This window comes from Pseudoalteromonas sp. SR43-7 (genome assembly GCF_014163785.1).
In the GTDB taxonomy this organism is placed as follows: domain Bacteria; phylum Pseudomonadota; class Gammaproteobacteria; order Enterobacterales; family Alteromonadaceae; genus Pseudoalteromonas; species Pseudoalteromonas distincta.
On record NZ_JACJDY010000003.1, the window covers coordinates 173,448 to 192,094 of the forward strand.

The 18,647-nt window shown below is 38.3% G+C and carries 14 protein-coding genes; 8 read left to right on the top strand and 6 right to left on the bottom strand.

What is annotated here, in order from left to right:
• Positions 1 to 70: 70 nt before the first annotated feature.
• From H5087_RS03420 to H5087_RS03430, 3 genes are read left to right on the top strand one after another with little or no spacing between them, the layout of a single operon-like run.
• Positions 71 to 1,816 carry an HAD-IIB family hydrolase gene (locus H5087_RS03420; RefSeq protein ID WP_182671170.1) on the top strand — a complete coding sequence of 582 codons (1,746 nt, stop codon included), beginning with the start codon at positions 71 to 73 and terminating at the stop codon, positions 1,814 to 1,816.
• Complete coding sequence (locus H5087_RS03425) at positions 1,809 to 3,029, top strand: glycosyl transferase (RefSeq protein WP_182671171.1); 1,221 nt, start codon at positions 1,809 to 1,811, stop codon at positions 3,027 to 3,029. Before H5087_RS03420 ends, H5087_RS03425 begins: the two co-directional genes overlap by 8 nt.
• Positions 3,030 to 3,084: 55 nt before the next feature.
• Positions 3,085 to 4,863 (top strand): sugar phosphorylase, encoded by a 1,779-nt coding sequence (locus tag H5087_RS03430; RefSeq protein ID WP_182671172.1) that lies wholly within the window; start codon positions 3,085 to 3,087, stop codon positions 4,861 to 4,863.
• A gap of 327 nt (positions 4,864 to 5,190) precedes the next feature.
• Here the strand turns inward: H5087_RS03430 and H5087_RS03435 are convergent, their stop codons facing one another.
• A complete protein-coding gene (locus H5087_RS03435) occupies positions 5,191 to 8,031 on the bottom strand; it encodes a TonB-dependent receptor domain-containing protein (RefSeq protein ID WP_182671173.1) in 2,841 nt (946 codons plus the stop codon).
• A gap of 548 nt (positions 8,032 to 8,579) precedes the next feature.
• Positions 8,580 to 11,432: a TonB-dependent siderophore receptor gene (locus tag H5087_RS03440; protein ID WP_182671174.1), complete on the bottom strand. Its 2,853-nt coding sequence runs from the start codon at positions 11,430 to 11,432 to the stop codon at positions 8,580 to 8,582.
• Between the two features lie 551 nt (positions 11,433 to 11,983).
• Here H5087_RS03440 and H5087_RS03445 point away from each other — a divergent pair.
• Positions 11,984 to 12,373, top strand: a complete 390-nt coding sequence (locus H5087_RS03445) for a cytochrome b562 (RefSeq protein ID WP_101217007.1) — start codon at positions 11,984 to 11,986, stop codon at positions 12,371 to 12,373.
• 83 nt (positions 12,374 to 12,456) lie between these two features.
• Positions 12,457 to 12,843 carry an OsmC family protein gene (locus H5087_RS03450; protein WP_002958670.1) on the top strand — a complete coding sequence of 129 codons (387 nt, stop codon included), beginning with the start codon at positions 12,457 to 12,459 and terminating at the stop codon, positions 12,841 to 12,843.
• Positions 12,844 to 12,906: 63 nt separating this feature from the next.
• Here the strand turns inward: H5087_RS03450 and ykgO are convergent, their stop codons facing one another.
• Both ykgO and H5087_RS03460 read right to left on the bottom strand, forming a co-directional pair.
• Positions 12,907 to 13,041, bottom strand: a complete 135-nt coding sequence (gene ykgO / locus H5087_RS03455; protein ID WP_002958669.1) for a type B 50S ribosomal protein L36 — start codon at positions 13,039 to 13,041, stop codon at positions 12,907 to 12,909.
• A complete protein-coding gene (locus H5087_RS03460) occupies positions 13,038 to 13,304 on the bottom strand; it encodes a type B 50S ribosomal protein L31 (RefSeq protein WP_182671175.1) in 267 nt (88 codons plus the stop codon). Before H5087_RS03460 ends, ykgO begins: the two co-directional genes overlap by 4 nt.
• 241 nt (positions 13,305 to 13,545) lie before the next feature.
• On the opposite strand from H5087_RS03460, the gene H5087_RS03465 reads away from it, so the two are divergent.
• Entirely contained in the window at positions 13,546 to 13,815 is a 270-nt protein-coding gene (locus tag H5087_RS03465) for a hypothetical protein (protein ID WP_039487544.1), read from the top strand.
• Between the two features lie 323 nt (positions 13,816 to 14,138).
• The gene (locus H5087_RS03470; protein WP_182671176.1) at positions 14,139 to 15,101 is read left to right on the top strand and encodes a sensor domain-containing diguanylate cyclase; all 963 of its coding nucleotides are present in this window, start codon (positions 14,139 to 14,141) and stop codon (positions 15,099 to 15,101) included.
• Positions 15,102 to 15,170: 69 nt separating this feature from the next.
• Here H5087_RS03470 and H5087_RS03475 read toward each other — a convergent pair whose 3' ends face one another.
• Together H5087_RS03475 and H5087_RS03480 are read right to left on the bottom strand one after the other, a co-directional pair.
• Entirely contained in the window at positions 15,171 to 16,211 is a 1,041-nt protein-coding gene (locus H5087_RS03475; protein WP_182671177.1) for a metal-dependent hydrolase, read from the bottom strand.
• A gap of 107 nt (positions 16,212 to 16,318) precedes the next feature.
• On the bottom strand, positions 16,319 to 17,206 hold the full coding sequence (locus H5087_RS03480) for a LysR family transcriptional regulator (protein WP_182671178.1): 888 nt from the start codon (positions 17,204 to 17,206) through the stop codon (positions 16,319 to 16,321).
• Positions 17,207 to 17,322: 116 nt separating this feature from the next.
• On the opposite strand from H5087_RS03480, the gene H5087_RS03485 reads away from it, so the two are divergent.
• Positions 17,323 to 18,495 (top strand): MFS transporter, encoded by a 1,173-nt coding sequence (locus H5087_RS03485; protein ID WP_182671236.1) that lies wholly within the window; start codon positions 17,323 to 17,325, stop codon positions 18,493 to 18,495.
• Positions 18,496 to 18,647 lie beyond the last annotated feature (152 nt).

Consider the following 18,647-nt stretch of genomic DNA (forward strand, 5'->3'; position numbering starts at 1 on the left):
TATACAAAAATAATAATGGTCTAGTATCTGCATTTAATTTCCAGAACGCACCGTATGCAAAGGAGTTACTATGTCAGAGGCCAATATTGTGGATATAACCCCGTTTTTAGCAAAACACCAACTGCCTTTAAAGTATCAATATTTGAGTGAGCAATATTTTGTTCCACTTGCGCATGACATCCTCGAATCTAAAAAAACAAATACTCCTATTTTTGTTGCCATAAATGGATGCCAAGGCTCAGGAAAAACAACACTCGCTGATTTTTTAGTTACGTGGTTTTCTAAAAACACACCACTTAACAGTGTAGCATTGTCAATTGATGACTTTTATTTAGCAAAACAAGCACGTAGTGAACTTGCCAAAGACGTACATCCTCTTTTTACTACTCGCGGAGTACCGGGTACTCACGATGTAGCGTTAATGAATAGCACAATAACTAACTTACTGGCAGGAGAGGTAAACGTACCGCTTCCACGTTTTAATAAACACGAAGACGACTGCGTGCCAGCAAGTGATTGGCTAACAAACGAAAAGCCAGTTGATATTGTTATTTTAGAAGGGTGGTGCGTGGGCAGTGAGCCACAACCGTTGTTTTCATTGAGTGAGCCGCTTAACGAGTTAGAGCAACAATTTGATAAAGAAGGCGTTTGGCGCCGCTGTGTAAACAGCTGTTTGGCAAACGAATATAAAGCCGTTTTTAACCTAATTGATTATACCATTATGCTAAAAGCACCGAGTTTTAGTGATGTTTTTACATGGCGACAAGAGCAAGAACAAAAGCTAATAGCCAAAAAAGGTGAAGGCTCAGGCACCATGACTAACGAGCAATTGGTGTATTTTATTTCTCATTTTGAGCGCATTACGCGTGAGAACTTAAACACACTGAGCGCTAAAGCAAACGCTTTAATTGAACTTGATAGCAACCGCGATATTAGCGGTATGCACCTAACGAGTGATGACACCCTTCAACCTATTATTTTTACAGATTTGGACGGCACATTACTCGATCACGCCGATTACAATACTAATAATATCAGTGAGTTATTACAGCAGCTGCAAAATGCGCATATTCCCGTGGTGTTTAATACCAGCAAAACTTTTTGCGAAGTTATAGAGCTTAAAAACGATTTAAACATTCAGCAGCCTTTTATTGTAGAAAACGGTGCTGCGGTATTTATTCCAGAAGACTATTTTGAATTAAAGCCAATTGGTTGTAAAAAAATAGGCGCGTATTGGTGCTACGCAATGGCAAAGCCGCTATCGAGTTTATTAAAGGACTTAAATACTTTAAAGGCAGATTATAAAGCACATTACAAATTGTTTAGTGACTTATCGAGTGAGCAAATATCAGAACTTACAGGTCTCGATGATGCGCAAGCAAGACGCGCACAAACCCGCGATTATTCAGACCCTCTTTATTGGTATGGCAATGACGAATTACTCACAGCTTTTGTAAACGATGTTGAAGCACTCGGCTACGATATAAAAATTGGTGGGCGCTTCATTCATATTGCCAAAAATACCGATAAAAGCGCTGCACAGCAGTGGTTAGTTAAACAGTTTACCCATCATTTCAGAAAGCCTCTCACGGTCATTGCATTGGGTGATAGCGATAACGATAAGCAAATGTTAGAGCATGCAAATATCGCCATTATTATCGCCAATCCGGCGAGTAAAAAGCCGGTTAAATTGTCACACAACAAAGCACGATATTCTCAATCACCAGCACCGCTGGGTTGGATTGAAGAAATAACGTCGTTGCCGTGTATTAGCAGTATTTTAAGTATTTCTGAGGAGCAAACATCTCATGGCTGATTTTTACCAAAATGGCATTATTACAACACTACATAATATTGCCGACAGACCAATAGAAGACCTAGAAAAAGAGCTACTTACTTTTAGTAAGCAGCGCCCTATGGGGTTAATACTTCCTTCGCTATTTAGTGAACTTGAAGGCCCTGCGCTGCAAAATATAGTTAGCGAGTTGTGTGAAGTACCGTATTTATCACAAATTACGATAGGCTTAGATAGAGCCGACGAAGCACAATACCGTCATGCACTAGGCTTTTTTAAAGAGCTAAACCAAAATCATAAAGTATTATGGAACGACGGCCCACGCTTACAAGCACTAGATAAAGAATTACAAGAGCTAGGTGTTGCCCCACGCGAGCTGGGTAAAGGGCGTAATGTGTGGTACTGCATGGGCTATAAATTAGCAACAGCAGAAGTAGAGTCTATCGCACTGCATGATTGTGATATTTTAACCTACGACAGAAGCCTACTTGCTCGCTTAATTTACCCCGTTGCGCATCCGCGTTTTAACTATGAATTTTGTAAAGGGTTTTACCCGCGTACTGCTAATGGCAAAATTAATGGCCGTGTATCGCGCTTATTAGTAACGCCATTGCTTCGCTCATTTAAAACAATTTTAGGCAATACCGACTACCTTGAATATATGGACTCTTTTAGATACCCACTTGCAGGTGAGTTTTCGTTTAGACGCGATGTATTAAACGATATTCGTATCCCAAGTGATTGGGGCCTTGAAATAGGCGTACTGAGTGAAATGTATCGTAATTACTCTCATAACCGCTTATGCCAAGTAGATATTGCAGATAATTACGATCATAAGCACCAAGAACTTTCACTTGATGACCAAAGCGCAGGCTTGTCTAAAATGTCGATTGATATTACTAAGGCATTGTTTAGAAAGCTGGCGACTCAAGGTGTTACTTTTACCAGCGAAACAATTCGTTCATTAAAAGCGACTTACTACCGTATCGGGCTAGATTTTATTGAAACCTATCACAACGATGCGCTTATGAACGGGTTAACGCTTGATGTACACCAAGAAGAAAAAGCAGTAGAAATGTTTGCACAAAATATTATGGAAGCAGGGCAACACTTTTTAGAAAACCCAATGGAAGCGCCATTTGTGCCAAGTTGGAACCGTGTTGTATCAGCAATGCCAGACGTACTTGAGCGCTTAAAAGAAGCCGTAGAGCTAGATAACGAAGAATATAGTTAACCTGCGTGCAGGTTAACTAGCCTATAAGTCTAAACAATAAATATTAGGGGCGCATGTGAGCACAGTTAGCGAATTATTTTTACAACGAGTAGAGCAACATCTTCATATTATTTATGAGGGTGTTGAGCTGCCTTTATCGGTTACTGAGCTTGCTCAGCAACTTATTAAAATTATATTAGGTAGCAATGCACTGCGCGACCCGACACCCCATACAAACCGATGGGATGAACAAGATATAGTATTGATTGCTTATGGCGACTCTATTATTAAACACGATGATAGCGAATTTGCCGTATCGAGCCCAATGGAGGCACCGCTTAAAACACTACACAGGTTTATAAAAGAGCAATGTGATATGCAGTTAAATGCGCTGCATATATTGCCATTTTACCCGTACAGCTCTGACGAAGGCTTTGCCGTAATGAACTACGTGCAAGTGAACGAGTCCTTGGGTGATTGGGGAGATATTCAAAATATCGCTAAAGATGTAAAGCTAATGGCGGATTTGGTTATTAACCATTGCTCAAGCAGAAGTGTATGGTTTGAGAACTTTTTAAATGATTTACACCCTGGTAAAGATTATTTCAAAACGGCGAGCTTAACGGATGATTTAAGCCAAGTTGTACGCCCGCGAACCTCATCGTTATTAAATACTGTAACTACGCCAAGCGGCGAAAAACACGTGTGGTGTACGTTTAGTCACGATCAGGTTGATTTTGATTTTGCAAACCCCGAGGTACTTAAAGAGTTTGTGGGAATAATTAGGCATTATTTAGACAATGGCGTGCGTTTATTTAGACTCGATGCGGTTGCATTTTTGTGGAAACAGCTTAATACAAGTTGCATTAACTTGCCGCAAACACATGAAGCAGTAAGGCTAATGCGAACACTTATTGAGCACGCGGAGCCGAGCGTAGTTATAATTACCGAAACCAATATTCCAAACCAAGAAAACTTATCTTATTTTGGTAATGCCAACGAAGCGCACAGTATTTATAACTTTGCCTTACCGCCTTTATTGCTACATACACTATTAAGTGGCGATAGTGCAGCACTTAAACATTGGATGATGAGTATGCCACCTGCGCAAAATGGTACGGCATACTTTAATTTTATAGCCTCGCACGATGGAATAGGACTCAGACCAATTGAAGGTTTATTGCAACCCAGTGAAGTGGCATCTCTAGTAAGTACCACAATGCAATTTGGTGGACGTGTATCAATGCGAACCAGTAACGATGGCACACATACACCGTACGAGCTAAATATTGCTTTATTTGATGCTCTCCAAGGGACGCACAATGGCCCAGATAAGTTTGGCCTGGAGCGGTTTATGTGTGCTCACGCAATTATGTTTGCGCTTGAAGGTATCCCAGGGCTTTATATTCATAGTTTGTTGGGTACAACTAACGATTACGAACGCTTTGAAAATTCACAGCATAACCGTGCTATTAACCGCCATCGTTGGCAAGAGTCAAAGCTACTGGCGGCAATTGGTGAAAAGTACAGTCATCATCATAAAGTGTTTAACGGCATAAAAAGTTTATTGGCAGTACGCAAAAAGCAAAGTGCCTTCCACCCAAATGCTACACAGTTTACGCTGCATTTAGCAGGGGGATTATTTGGTTTTTGGCGACAAAGTATAGACAGACGCCAAAGCATATTTTGTGTTTATAACATTAGTGATAAACCACAAACACTCACATTGGCCGACTTAAACTTAATTAACACCCAAAAGTGGTTTGATTTGGTGGCAGATAAAACGATTGAAGAAAGCCAATTAACAATAGAGCTAGAACCATACCAAAGCGTGTGGCTGAGTAATATTAAATAAAATGTATTAAAAAAGGCTCGCACTGCGAGCCTTTGTTTTAACTAGGGCGTGTTGATCTTTGTGGATTGAAATTTGTTCAATCTAGGGGCAATTAAATCGCGACGCGAGGTTTGTAACCTAGTGGGCTAAGTAAAAACCGAGCAACAAAGAGTTAATTGCCCCTAGAAAGAACCCTTCGGGCAGCGCATGTTTGGTATTTATGCTGCGTTATCGCCTATTTATGGGGAATAACCACACTACATAGGCTCTGCCTTGCCTAAAAACCAAACATACTGCTGCAAATTCACCCACCAATGATCAACACGCCCTAATAAGTTATTTTATTAATTATAAGCTGTAGCTTAAGTTAATGTAGCCAAAGCGGCCAATGTTGTCGTAACTTGCGCTGCCCGCGCTTGTACCACGTGAACCGTACGGAAGTTTACGATTAAATACGTTATCAACACCTACTTTAACGCCTAAACCGCTATCGAAGTTGTAACCAACAGTCATATCGGTAATAAAGTATTTACCGTAAGACATTTGATTACTTGGGTTCGGGTTATTTTCAAGCTCAACATTTGTATATAAATCTACTTCACTTAAAAAGCGTGTTTCAACTGTTGAGAAAAAGTTATCCATAACATAACTTACAGATAAGTTAGTTTGCCACTTAGCTTCACCTGTAGTACCTGCGTATTCAATGTAGTTACTAGGGTCGTCTTGGAACGGGTAATCTTTACGTTCAATTAAGTAAGTACCAATTAAGCGGGTTTTAAAGCTACCTTCAAGCGCGTCAAAGTCGTAACCTAGTTCAAAATCTATCCCTGATGCTTTTTGGCCAGCAACATTTAATACAGAGTTTTGTATTAAAGTAATTTCACCATTAGCATTACGTGTAATTAAGTTACAGTACTGATTGTTTATACCTGTTGCGCTATCAACACAGCGATCAAGAATGTCTTGCGCGTTAATTGTGTCAATTGCATCTTCAAGTTCAATTTCCCAGTAATCAATAGTAAGTAGCGCGTTTTCTAAAAACTCTGGTTGGTAAACAATGCCTACAGTTGTACTTGTTGACTCTTCGCCTTTAACATCGCGGTTACCACTGCTTAAACCATCTAAAGAGGCTGAATCGTAATCTGAATTAAAGTCACTCGCTACGCCTAATGCGGCACAGTTTGCAGTACGTGTTGCACCGTTTGATAAGTCACCTAAGTTTTCAGCGCGACACGGGTCGTCTACATTGTAGAAAGTTTGACTCGGTGCACCAAATACTTCACTAATGTTTGGCGCACGAAGTGCTGCAGATTGTGTTACACGTACACGTAGCTCATCATTTACAGTCCAATCAAGGCCAAGTTTCCAGCTAGTGGCTTCGCCAATCGTACTGTAGTCAGCATGACGTACTGCAGTGTCAAATACTAAATCTTGGATAAGCGGCAAATCAGTTAAAATTGGCATCGTCGCTTCAAAAAATACTTCGCGTACGTTGAACGAGCCTTTATCTTCGCCCAGTGCGTTAAAGAAAGTACCTTCTGCGTTATCTGGCTCTTTAGTTTCGCTTTCTTCTTTACGGTACTCGGCACCAAATGCAACACCTACATAACCTGCTGGTAATTCAAAAATAGCGCCATTAGCAAGTGAGCCAGAAACAACCGTTTGCTTAATTGTTGAGGTACCAACTGATACTGTATTTATGTAATCAATAGCTTGTTGAGATGGTGCGCCAAAACCCATAATATTTACAGGTACACAGCCGTCAGCTTGTGCAGCAGCGCTACGACATACTACGTTACCATTTGTATCTTCAACGGCATCAAGTGCATTAAAGTAGTTGGCTAAAATCATGTTAGCGCCGTTTTCACGCTCAAGATCAGTTTGGCCATAAACAACTGATGTATCTAATTCCCAATCTTCAAATACAGTACCTTTTAAGCCGGTAACAAAGCGCGTTGTTTCACGCGTATTGTTTTCAATGCGGCGGCCAAGGTCGGTCATCATGCGGTTAACCATGATCGAATCAACACCTTCCTCTTGCATACGTGCTTTGATGGCTGGGTCTAGGTAAGGGTTGTCGATTTTAATGCTATTGTCGCTGTCGAAAAAGAAAAATGCAGGTTGGCCTATGCTTTCGCCTTGGCTGTTTACGTATTTTGCATCAAAGTAGACATTTAAGTCGTCGGTAACATCGTAGTTAACTTTAAAGTTTACGTTGTAGCGCTCGAACTCAGGTTGAATCTCTTCAAATTGACCAAGATTAAACGAATCACAGTTTGCACATGACAAGCCATCTACATTATCACCTATGTATAAGTCGCGAGCGCTACTGTCGGCGTTAAAGCTATTAGTATATCCATCTTCAAGTGCATAAACACCGGCGTTATTAATTGCGTAATAACCAGCATTAGGTGTTAAGATTTTGTCTGGGAAGGCTGCGCTATCTTTGTTTGCATCTGTTTGGGCTTGATTACGTAAACTACTAAACGAAGTACTAGTCCAAGGGTGGTCAAGTGCATTTAATGAATCTTGGCCAGAGTACTCAATAGCAAAAGCGGCATTACCACGGCCGTTATCAAAATTAGAGCCGTACGAGAACGTCGCTTTTTCGTTGTTGTAGCTGTTTAAATCGGCAAAACCTCGGGTAACACTAAAATCCATACCTTCAATGTTGTCTTTTAATATAAAGTTTACAACACCTGTTACCGCGTCAGCTCCATATACAGCGGATGCACCACCAGTGATAATTTCTACACGCTCGACCCATACACTTGGAATAGTATTGGTATCCACAGCTTGAGAACCTGCAGAGCTTGATACATGACGCTTACCATTTACAAGTACTAAGGTACGGTCTGTACCCATGTTACGTAAATCAAGAATATTTAAACCAGCAGTACCAATAAAACGGCCTGAGTTAGCCATAGAATATGTATTGCCAAGTGCTGGTAAATTGTTTAGCGCTTCACCAATGTTTACAGCGCCTGTATTAATTAGCTGCTCGCCACTTATAACTGTTACTGGTGCAGGTGCAATAGCACCTTCACGTAAAATACGTGAACCCGTTACTTCAACGCGTTCAATTTTTGTTGCTTGCTCATCTTGTGCAAGCACAGAGTTACTTGCTGTTGCAGCAGCAGTAATTAATGCACATTTAATGCTAGTAGAAAGTAAATTATGACGTTTCATGTGTTTTCCAAAGGACATTTTATAGTAATTTAATACAATATTTATTTTTACTTAATACAGTCTGTATTAGATAAAAACCTATAACTTTTTTATGAGGTCGGCGATTATTGCACGGGGAAACCAGTAATAGAAGAGAGGTAACTTGATGGATTCAAATGAGTTATTTCTGTATCAATTTTTATAAAGTTCAGTTTGTTGCGTTTTTTACATTTATAATTTTAATTATTTGATATGAGTTTGTAACTAAAAATAAGGTTTTTTATTGTCTATGCACTTTTCATTATCATGTAGTGTTTTTTGTTTTCATTTGAGTGTTAATAATGAACTTTTTTATGGCTTTCATATTAATTTTTTAGGAGAAGGTTAGTTAATTAATAAATTTTAATAGAAGGTTTATTAGTCTTTAATGTTTTATTTATGTAATTTCATGTTGTCGTGAAGTAATTTAAAATACGCTGTTTTTGTTGCTAATAAATATAAAATGAGTAAATTTCATCTTTGAAAAGTAAAAAAGGCCCAGTTTATGGGCCTTTTATTAACAATAAAATTTACATTTTATATGAAAAAGTAATGTAACCAAAACGCCCTATATTATCGTAGCTAGCACTTCCGCTACCATCACCACGTGTACCATAAGGTAACTCACGATTGAATAGGTTATCTACACCCACTTTTAAGCCAACACCGTTATCAAAGTTATAACCGACTGTCATGTCAGTAATTATGTATGTACCAAAAGTAGTTAAACTATTTGGATTGGGGTTATCGCTTAAATCTTGATCTGTGTATAAGCTTACTTCTTCGATATAACGAGTGCTCAAAGATGTGTATAAGTTTTCGTAGCTGTATTCTATATTTAAGTTAGCTTGCCATTGCGCTTCACCTGTAACGCCCGCATATTCAATGTAGTCGCTAGGCTCATCTTGGAATGGGAACTCTTTACGCTCAATCAAATATGTACCAATAAAGCGTGTTTTAAAGCTACCTTCAAGCGCATCAAAGTCGTAACCTAATTCAAAGTCAACACCAGATGCTTCTTGACCTGACACATTAAGCACTGAGTTTTGAATTAACGAAATCTCACTGTTTGCATCACGTGTAATAAGATTACAATATTGATTTGAAATACCTGAGCCGCTATCAACACAACGATCTAGGATATCTTGCGCACTGATAGTCGAGATTGCATCTTCGAGCTCAATTTTCCAGTAATCGATAGTAAGTGTTGCGTTTTCAATAAACTCTGGTTGGTAAACTAGACCAATAGTAGTACTTGTAGATTCTTCACCCTTCACATCTCGGTTACCGCTTTGTAAACCTTCAAGTGTTTGTGAATCATAGTCAGAATCAAAACCTTCTGGCACACCTAATGCAGCACAGTTGGCACGGCGTGTACTACTGTTTTGTAAATCATTTAAGTTATCAGCTTGACAAGGATCGTCGACACTGTAGAAAGTTTGGCTCGGTGCACCAAAAATTTCACCAATATTTGGCGCTCTTAGCGCTTCTGATTGTGTTAAACGAAAACGAAGCTCATCGTTTAGAGTCCAATCAAGCCCTAATTTCCAGCTAGTTGCATCGCCAATTGTGCTGTAATCAGCGTAGCGTACAGCTGCATCCAGCACTAAGTCTTGAACAAATGGTATATCAGAAAGTAGTGGAATTGAAACTTCTGTAAAAATTTCACTTACATCAAAGTCGCCTTTGTCTTCACCAAGTGCATTAAAGAATGTGCCTTCAGCATTATTTGGCTCTTTTGTTTCACTTTCTTCTTTACGGTATTCAACACCAAAAGCCATACCTACATAACCTGCAGGTAATTCAAATAATCCACCATTGGCCAAAGAAGCAGATACTACAGTTTGAGTGATTTCAGATGTACCTGTAGAAACAGTATTAATGTAGTCAATTGCTTCATCACTTGGCGCACCAAAGCCCATAATATTTACAGGAACACAGCCTTCAGCTTGTGCTGCTTCACTTCTACATACAATATTACCACTGCCATCATCTACCGCATCAAGTGCGTTAGAGTAATTTTCAAGAATCATATTCGCGCCATTGACGCGTTCTAATTCTGTTTTACCACGTACAATAGATGCATCTAAATCCCAATCACTAAAGACCGTACCTTTAAGGCCAGCTACAAATCGTGTTGTTTCGCGTGTATTGTTTTCAATGCGACGACCTAAATCAGTCATCATACGAAGTACATTTATTGATTCTACGCCTTCACCGTCGTTAGCTTCTTCCATAAGCTTCTTAACACTTGGGTCTAAATATGCGTTATCAATTTGTATGGTATTACGTGGATCGCCAAAGAAAAATGCGGGTTGGCCAATGCTTTCACCTTCACTGTTTACGTATTTGGCTTCAAAATAAGCATTTAAATCGTCTGTTACATCATAGTTAACTTTAAAGTTAACATTGTAACGTTCGAATTTTGGTTGTATCTCGTCAAACTGGGCTAGGTTAAACGAATCACAATCTGCACATAGAAGACCGTCAACGTTGTCACCAGTATAAATGTCACGATGAGAGCCATCTGCATTAAATGTATTTACATAACCATTACCTAGGCTAAATACGCCTGCGTTATTAATTGCGTAGTAACCAGCATTTGGCGTATAAATCTTATCAGGAAAATTAGGGTCGTCTTTATTAGAATCGTTTTGGGCTTGGTTACGTAGACTTGAGTATGAACCATCAGTCCAAGGGTGATCTAACGCATTTAAAGAGTCCTGAGCTGAGTATTCAACTGCAAATGCAGCATTACCACGGCCATCATCAAAGTTCTTACCATATGAAAAGGTTGCCTTTTCATTGTTGTAATCACTTAAATCTGAAACGCCTTTAGTTACAGTAAAGTCTAAACCTTCAATATTATCTTTTAAAATAAAGTTAACAACACCTGTTACAGCATCAGCACCGTAAACAGCAGATGCACCGCCTGTTACAATTTCTACACGCTCAACCCATACGCTTGGTATAGTATTAGTGTCAACAGATTGTGAGCCAGCTGAGCTCGAAACATGGCGTTTACCATTTACAAGTACAAGCGTACGGTCAGTACCCATGTTACGTAGATCAAGAATATTAAGACCTGCAGTACCAATAAAGCGCCCTGAGTTTGCTAAAGAATATGTGTTACCTAGTGCTGGTAGTTTATTTAACGCTTCACCGATATTCACTGCACCAGTATTAAGAAGTTGTTCACCAGTAATTACAGTTACAGGTGCAGGTGCAATTGCACCAACTCGGCTGATTTTTGAACCTGTTACTTCAACTCGTTCTATTTTTGTATCCTCAGCATTTGCTGCAATAGAAGTATGCGCCAAACCAATTGCACTTAAACAGAGAGCTGTTTTTATGCCGCTTGAGAGCTGGTTATAAGATTTCATATTATCCCCTAGATGAATTAGTTGTTTTTTTAAACTTAAGTGCAATATAAAATTCATGTTAGTAATTATTTGTATACAAAATTTACATTGCGCACCCAGATTTAACACTTGCAGTTTTTTAGGCAATGGATTATCGCTGAACCTACAAATAAAGAAGACAAGCGGTTTGTTAAAATGCAGTTAAAACAATGGTTTAAAATGTTTCTGTTAACTTCTTGTTTGCCCTATTGGCAATGTGTTTATATTTTGTATCTTGTTTGTCTTTTTTATTGTTTTTTACTTATTGATTTTTAAAAGTATAAATATTTATATGTTTATTTTCATGGTTTTATAGTTGTGTTTTTGGGGATTATTTTGTTACTTTTGAGGTTTGTATCGTATAGGGTTAGCTTGATAATTTATTTTCATAAATTCAAGATTAAGTTCTGTCTTCCACCGCTAATACAAACTGTAAAGGGGCTTTACAGATAGCTTCCAAAGTTTAGAGTAGTAGAGTTACTTTTTTTACTTTAATTGATACAATTCGGCGTCTTTCATTCATAAGGTTGTTCATGAAATATTTCTTATTAAATATTGCGTTATTATTTAGCTCATTGGTTTTAGCCGAGGAACCTGTCGATCTTGAAGTAAATATGAAAAACACGGGCCTTGCATATAAACAAGCGGTGCAGGCAACTCAACTTAGTGAATTTAATACTGCGATTGATGAATTCATAAAGCTGGTTAAAGTGAGTAAAACAGGTAAGTTTTACAAAAAGCCTGAGCAGTCATTGCAGGGCCTTGATAAAGTGATTGCCCAAGCTGAGCTTGCTAAAAAAGCAGCGAACGAGCAGGGTCTAAGTGCAGCAAAAGAACCGTTAAAAAATATAGATAATTTACGTAAAAAATATCATGAGCTACATGAGCCTCCAGGGTTCTTTGAATTACTGTTCGGTTCATAAACCTAAACTATATGTATCTTTAGTCGCTACTTTTAAGCTAATTGCGTTAAAAGTATCTGCAGCAATAAATATAAGGAAACACAATGGAAATTTCAGTTTCAATGTTAGAAGGCCAAAAGCAAAGCGCTAAATTTGGCGACCTAGAAGTAATCAGCGATCAAAGTGTAAACGCTGGTGGCAACGCAGAGCATCCAGAACCGTTTGATTACTTTTTAGTAAGTATGGTTTTATGTGCAGGTTTTTATGCACGTAAATTTTGTGAGCAGCGTGATATTTCAACGCAAGGTATGACGCTTACTCAAAATAATGAAAATGTAGATGATAACGGTAAAAAGTTATTTTCAATTGAAATTAACCTACCAGACGGTTTTCCTGATAAATATAAAAAGGCGCTTATTGCAGCCGTTAATACCTGTACGGTAAAAAAAGTAATTCAGGCAGTGCCAGAGTTTTCAGTAGTGGTAAAATAATCCTCCCTAAATTAGGTAGCTTTAACAGGCTACCTAATTATGTATAGTGCTCCACGGCTTAACTTATTTCTTTTTCATTCCTTGTACTGCTTTAAAGCGTGGGTTGTTTTTACAGATTACAAATACACGACCTTTGCGTTTTACAATTTGACACCCCGGACGTTGCTTGGCACTTTTTAGAGAGCTTAATACTTTCATACCTTTTCCTTTTTAACAGTCGATAAATTTTTAAAACGACGGTTAAACTGCGCAACACGGCCATCTGTAGCAACAGTTTTTTGCTTGCCTGTATAAAATGGGTGTGAGTCACTTGATACGTCAATAGGTACATATGGATAAGTATTACCGTCTATTTCTACTGTGCGGCCTGTTTTAATGGTTGAGCCAATAATAAAGTAAGAATCGGCAGCAGTATCGTGAAACGCAACCACTTGGTAATAAGGATGAATATTTGGTTTCATAATACGCCTCAATAAATAATATGTGATAATATATCATTTTAATTTGACGTATTTATTCTCTCATTGCAAATTATTTAAATGCTCCCCAAAAGGGGCGTAATTGCTGGCTATTTGTGCAAACAAATCAAAAAATAAGCACTTGAATTAAAAATGCTGGCTATTGGCGTTTAGGCTGTTATAACTATATTTAAGAGTTAAAACGTTAACAAATACGGTTATAAAGTTATTACAGAGGTTATGTATGAGTGACGCAACACAACAACAAGAACAAATTGACCAAGGGGTGATGGAAACCCTAAGAGAGCGCGACCACAGTACCTTGGCGCAACAAGTAAATCCGTTAACCTGCAACCACAATGATATTGTAGAGTTACTAGCAAGGTATATGGCACTTAGTGAGCAAGAAGATGATGAGCTGTTTGATACTTGGTTTGATAACCTAACTAAAGAGCAACATACTGTTTTAAAAGTATTTGAAGTTTACCGTGGACAATATGAGCACCAAAATTAAAGTGTTTATTTTTGTAAGTATGCCAAATCCAGTGGTTATTTAAATAAAACTAAATAGCCACTACTACTTTTTAACTAGAAAGTAGTAATGTTGTATCAACCACTACTCCCACCTGTTTTCATCATAATTTTTTGCGGATTTAATCTTATCTTTATTTAAGTACGACTTACTGATATTCATAAGTATTTATTGCTATTTTAAGGTAATGTTCTAGTTTTAATAGACAGACTGTTTATAATTTAAATAAGTTTATGGGTTATATACTCGAAAATATTCGCTCCCATTTCGTAATTCATAAAACACTTAAAATTAATTGAGCTTTAATGATTAAACCTGATATCCCAAGTAACGAAGCAGAGCGATTACATGCGTTAAAAACATTAAAAATTCTAGATACGTCGCATGAAGAGCGCTTTGATCGTGTTACTCGTATTGCCAAGCGTATGTTTAATGTTTCTATTTCATTGGTTACTTTAATTGACGAAGACCGCCAATGGTTTAAATCTAGGCAGGGGCTTGATGCGCCTGAGCTTCCTCGCGAAACCTCATTTTGTGGCCATACCATAAATCAAGACGAGCTCTTAATAATCCCAGATACAGCCCAAGATAAAAGGTTTTTTGATAACCCTTTTGTTGCAGGCGATCCTAAAGTACGCTTTTATGCCGGCTTTCCTTTAAAATTAAGGCAAGGGGTTATTATAGGCACTTTATGCCTTGCCGATAATAAACCTAGACACCTTAATGATGAAGAAAAACAATTACTAAGAGATTTAGGCACGTTGGTTGAGCAAGAGATTCAATCAATTCAACTAGCCACAATTGACGAGTTGACAAGAATCTCTAACCGGCGTGGCTTTTTGAACCTTGCTGAGCATACGCTAAATATATGTAGGCGAAACAAAGTATCAATGTCGTTTATATTGTTTGATCTTAATAAATTTAAACAAATTAATGATGTTTATGGACACCACGAAGGCGATTTTGTATTGAATAAATTTGCGCAAATTATGCTTAGTTCATTTTGTGATTGTGAAGTAATAGGCAGACTTGGCGGAGATGAGTTTGTAGTAATGCTAAGTGATTTAGATGAAACAAAAGCTGAGTTTGTTTTACAAAGGTTTGCGGATGCAATTGCGCATACCAATAATACCTTAAATAAGCCATACAAAATTGATTACAGTGTAGGGGTAACACACTTTAAATACGATACAGGTAAATCGGTTGAGGATATGATTCAAGATGCTGATGTTGCCATGTATCAGCAAAAAAAGCAGCAATCACTTTAGTGAGCTATTTAGTTTAATTGCTGCCTGAACTTCACTTCCTCATGCTAGTACGAATCTTATAATATGACGTTATTCGCTATTACAGTCATTTTTTGCAGAGGGTGATGCTAAAGACACATTTGGTTGCCAAATCCTGTCCCATATTTTATGAAGATTGCTTAAGTTTGGTCTTTGACTTATTTTTTCAAAGTTACCAATGCTCACCTCTGAATTATTTTTTTGACCCACTACAAAATTAAACACATAGTTGCACTCCATCCCCATACGTAAATCAGAAAGTACAATACTGCTTTGCTGTTGGCGCACCGAATAAAACCCTTTAGTAAACCACTGCAAGCGTTTTATAGCCCATTCATCGCTAATATTATTTAACAATGAAGGCGTTGTTTGATAAGGCGTTAGTGTAACATCGCTGGGCGCGTCAAATACTGATGCATAACCTTCGTAGTATTGTCCGTCAGACATCACAACAATACGCCACAGCAAAGTGGTTAGCGGGGCAGGCGTACTAATATACGCATTTACTGGTATTTGCCTGTTGTTGAGTGCAGTTTTTACCTTCTCATCAATATTTACTTTTAAAATTAAAGCGCAAAATAAATATAAGCTACTTAAAACTAAGGCCGCTGCATTTATACGATAAGCCGTTGCTGCTTGTATTTTGGGTATTAGCGTACATATTACGCCAATTAATAAAGGAAGCGTGTAAGCGGGGTCAATAATAAACACACTAGAAACCGCAAAGGGGTACTCAGTAAAAGGCCAAAGTAATTGTGTACCGTATACCGTTAGGCTGTCTAATATGGCATGTGTAGATAAACTTAAAAATACTAGCCAAAACCAGCGCACTTTATAAGTTTTCATTCCGGTGTGTATTTTTAATATTAGCCATACAATGAGCGGGCTAATTAATAAATGTATTAATAACGAATGACTAAAGCTACGGTGATAAGTAAATGCTTCTACAGAGCCACCATAAGGCAAAAATACATCTAAATCAGGGAGTGTGCCTAAAATTGCTCCCCATAAAACGGCTTTTCGACCTATTTTATTGCCTAATACCGCATAACCTACAGCACTACCTAATGCTACCTGCGTTAAAGAATCCATTTTGATTAATACCTTTAATTACGACTTTTATTATTTATACTTTTTGATTATTCAAAAGCGTCAAAAAATAATGTGAAATATTTGATAAGCACATCAATGCCCAAAATTTATAAACTAAGCCTGGGTTTTATAAAATCTAAAAATGCTGTAATGCGAGACGATACCGCACTATTTTTATAATACACGGCTTGTACAACCTCTCGGTTATTAGGTGAGCTAACTGCACTGGGTAACACTTCAACTAATTTACCTGTTTTTAGGTCATTGCCAATCATAAAGTGAGATAGTAGCGCAACGCCTTGGTTTGCAATACATAGTTGGCGCACTGTTTCGCCGCTGCTTGCGCTAAGCGAAAACGTAAATAAAGCGGGCTTTACTAACGGCCAAGTGTTTAATTTAGGGGAGTCACTAAAACCAATTATCTTGTGATTTTGTAAGTCATCTATTTGCGTAATTGCTGTGTTGTTTTTTATATATTCTGGGCTGGCTACAATACGTAACTGACTGCTGCCGAGTTTACGAGCATGTAAATTTGAGTCTTTTAAATCACCAATGCGTATGGCTAAATCGGTTTTATGTTCAAGTAAATCAATAATGCTGTCGTGCGAGGTTATATCAAGCGTTATGTGAGGGTATTGCTTGGCAAATTCGCCAATTAAAGGCGTAAGTTGGTGCAATACAAAAGGGCTTGCAGCATCTATTCGCAGCTTGCCACTTGGCGCTTGTTTTAAAAGCTTTATAGCTTCTTCACCGGTATAAAGCGTATTTAATCCTTCGCGCGCATATTTTATAAAAGTATGGCCCTCTTCGGTAAGTTCTAATCGGCGTGTTGTTCTGTTTAGTAAAGTGCATTGCAATGTATTTTCAAGGCGTGATACAGCTCGCGACACTTTAGCCACCTGTTGATCGAGCAAATTAGCCGCCCCGGAAAAGCTTCCGCAATCTACTACCGTTATAAACGTTTCTAAATCTTCAGTTTTTGAATGAACAGCCATAAGTATACCAACACCATCTTTGCATTATTAACAAAAGTATTTTGTCACTAATGCTATTTTTTGCAAACGATATTTTAGCCAAACTACATTCTTCAAATATTAATGAGGATATAACTATGCCATTGGCTTTGTGGGCGCTTACCTTAAGCGCATTTGCAATAGGAACAACTGAGTTTGTAATAGTGGGATTAGTACCCACCATTGCAAACGACTTAGGCGTAAGTCTACCTTCAGCAGGTTTGCTTGTAAGTTTATATGCGGTTGGCGTTGCCATTGGTGCGCCGGTGCTAACAGCTTTAACAGGTCGTTGGAATCGTAAAGTGGTACTAATAAGCTTAATGGGCTTATTTGTTTTAGGTAACTTACTTGCATGGCAAGCGCCAAGTTACGAAACATTAATACTTGCGCGCATTTTAACGGGGCTTGCCCATGGTGTGTTTTTTTCAATCGGATCGATGATTGCCACTAGCCTAGTAAGCAAAGACAAAGAAGCCAGTGCAATAGCCATTATGTTTACCGGGCTTACTGTAGCACTCGTAACTGGTGTGCCACTAGGTACATGGGTTGGACAACACTTTGGTTGGCGTGCAACGTTTTTAGTTGTGTCGGTATTAGGTTTAATTGCATTAATCGGCAGCTCTATTTTAGTGCCTAAAAACTTAAAACAATCAATACCAGCGACGTTTAAAGAGCAACTACAGGTAATCGTAAAACCGCGTTTATTACTGGTGTATTTAATGACGATATTGGGCTATGGCGGCACGTTTACAGCGTTTACTTATTTAGCACCTATTTTAGAGCAACAAACAGGTTTTGCGCCTTCGGCTATTGCCTTAATAATGCTTGTTTACGGTGTATCGGTCGCGGTAGGTAATATTTGGGGTGGAAAGTTGGCCGACAAACGCGGCCCAATTAGCGCACTGAGCATTATATTCAGCGCTTTGAGTATTATTTTACTGATATTTACTTTTACGATGGAATCAAAAATTGCTGCTGTACTTACTATTTTAGTATGGGGCGCATTTGCTTTTGGTAATGTGCCAGGCTTGCAACTTTATGTAGTAAAGCAAGCACAAAAGCACACGCCCAATGCGGTAGATGTTGCATCAGGTTTAAACATAGCCGCATTTAATATTGGTATTGCACTTGGCTCAATTATTGGCGGTAGTGTAGTAGAGAACATGACACTGCAAGATACAGCATGGATAGGCGCCGTTATCTCTGTTTTAGCACTCGGTGTTACACGCTACAGCGGTATGCTTGATAAACGTGAAATTCAGCAAGCATAAAGTATCTTCTGTTAACCTTGAAACTAAAATTAATGACCTCATACCTGTTATGAGGTCATAGATTTTTAAGTGACGGCACAAAAGAAGTAAAAGGTGTATTTCGTAAAGCTTTAAAAGAGCTTGTTTTTAACCGATTATTTTATAAGGATAAA

Coding starts and splice junctions, on each gene's coding strand:
- H5087_RS03420 (WP_182671170.1), top strand. CDS start 71: ATGTCAGAGGCCAATATTGTGGATATAACCCCGTTTTTAGCAAAACAC.
- H5087_RS03425 (WP_182671171.1), top strand. CDS start 1,809: ATGGCTGATTTTTACCAAAATGGCATTATTACAACACTACATAATATT.
- H5087_RS03435 (WP_182671173.1), bottom strand. CDS start 8,031: ATGAAACGTCATAATTTACTTTCTACTAGCATTAAATGTGCATTAATT.
- H5087_RS03440 (WP_182671174.1), bottom strand. CDS start 11,432: ATGAAATCTTATAACCAGCTCTCAAGCGGCATAAAAACAGCTCTCTGT.
- H5087_RS03445 (WP_101217007.1), top strand. CDS start 11,984: ATGAAATATTTCTTATTAAATATTGCGTTATTATTTAGCTCATTGGTT.
- H5087_RS03450 (WP_002958670.1), top strand. CDS start 12,457: ATGGAAATTTCAGTTTCAATGTTAGAAGGCCAAAAGCAAAGCGCTAAA.
- ykgO (WP_002958669.1), bottom strand. CDS start 13,041: ATGAAAGTATTAAGCTCTCTAAAAAGTGCCAAGCAACGTCCGGGGTGT.
- H5087_RS03460 (WP_182671175.1), bottom strand. CDS start 13,304: ATGAAACCAAATATTCATCCTTATTACCAAGTGGTTGCGTTTCACGAT.
- H5087_RS03465 (WP_039487544.1), top strand. CDS start 13,546: ATGAGTGACGCAACACAACAACAAGAACAAATTGACCAAGGGGTGATG.
- H5087_RS03470 (WP_182671176.1), top strand. CDS start 14,139: ATGATTAAACCTGATATCCCAAGTAACGAAGCAGAGCGATTACATGCG.
- H5087_RS03475 (WP_182671177.1), bottom strand. CDS start 16,211: ATGGATTCTTTAACGCAGGTAGCATTAGGTAGTGCTGTAGGTTATGCG.
- H5087_RS03480 (WP_182671178.1), bottom strand. CDS start 17,206: ATGGCTGTTCATTCAAAAACTGAAGATTTAGAAACGTTTATAACGGTA.
- H5087_RS03485 (WP_182671236.1), top strand. CDS start 17,323: ATGCCATTGGCTTTGTGGGCGCTTACCTTAAGCGCATTTGCAATAGGA.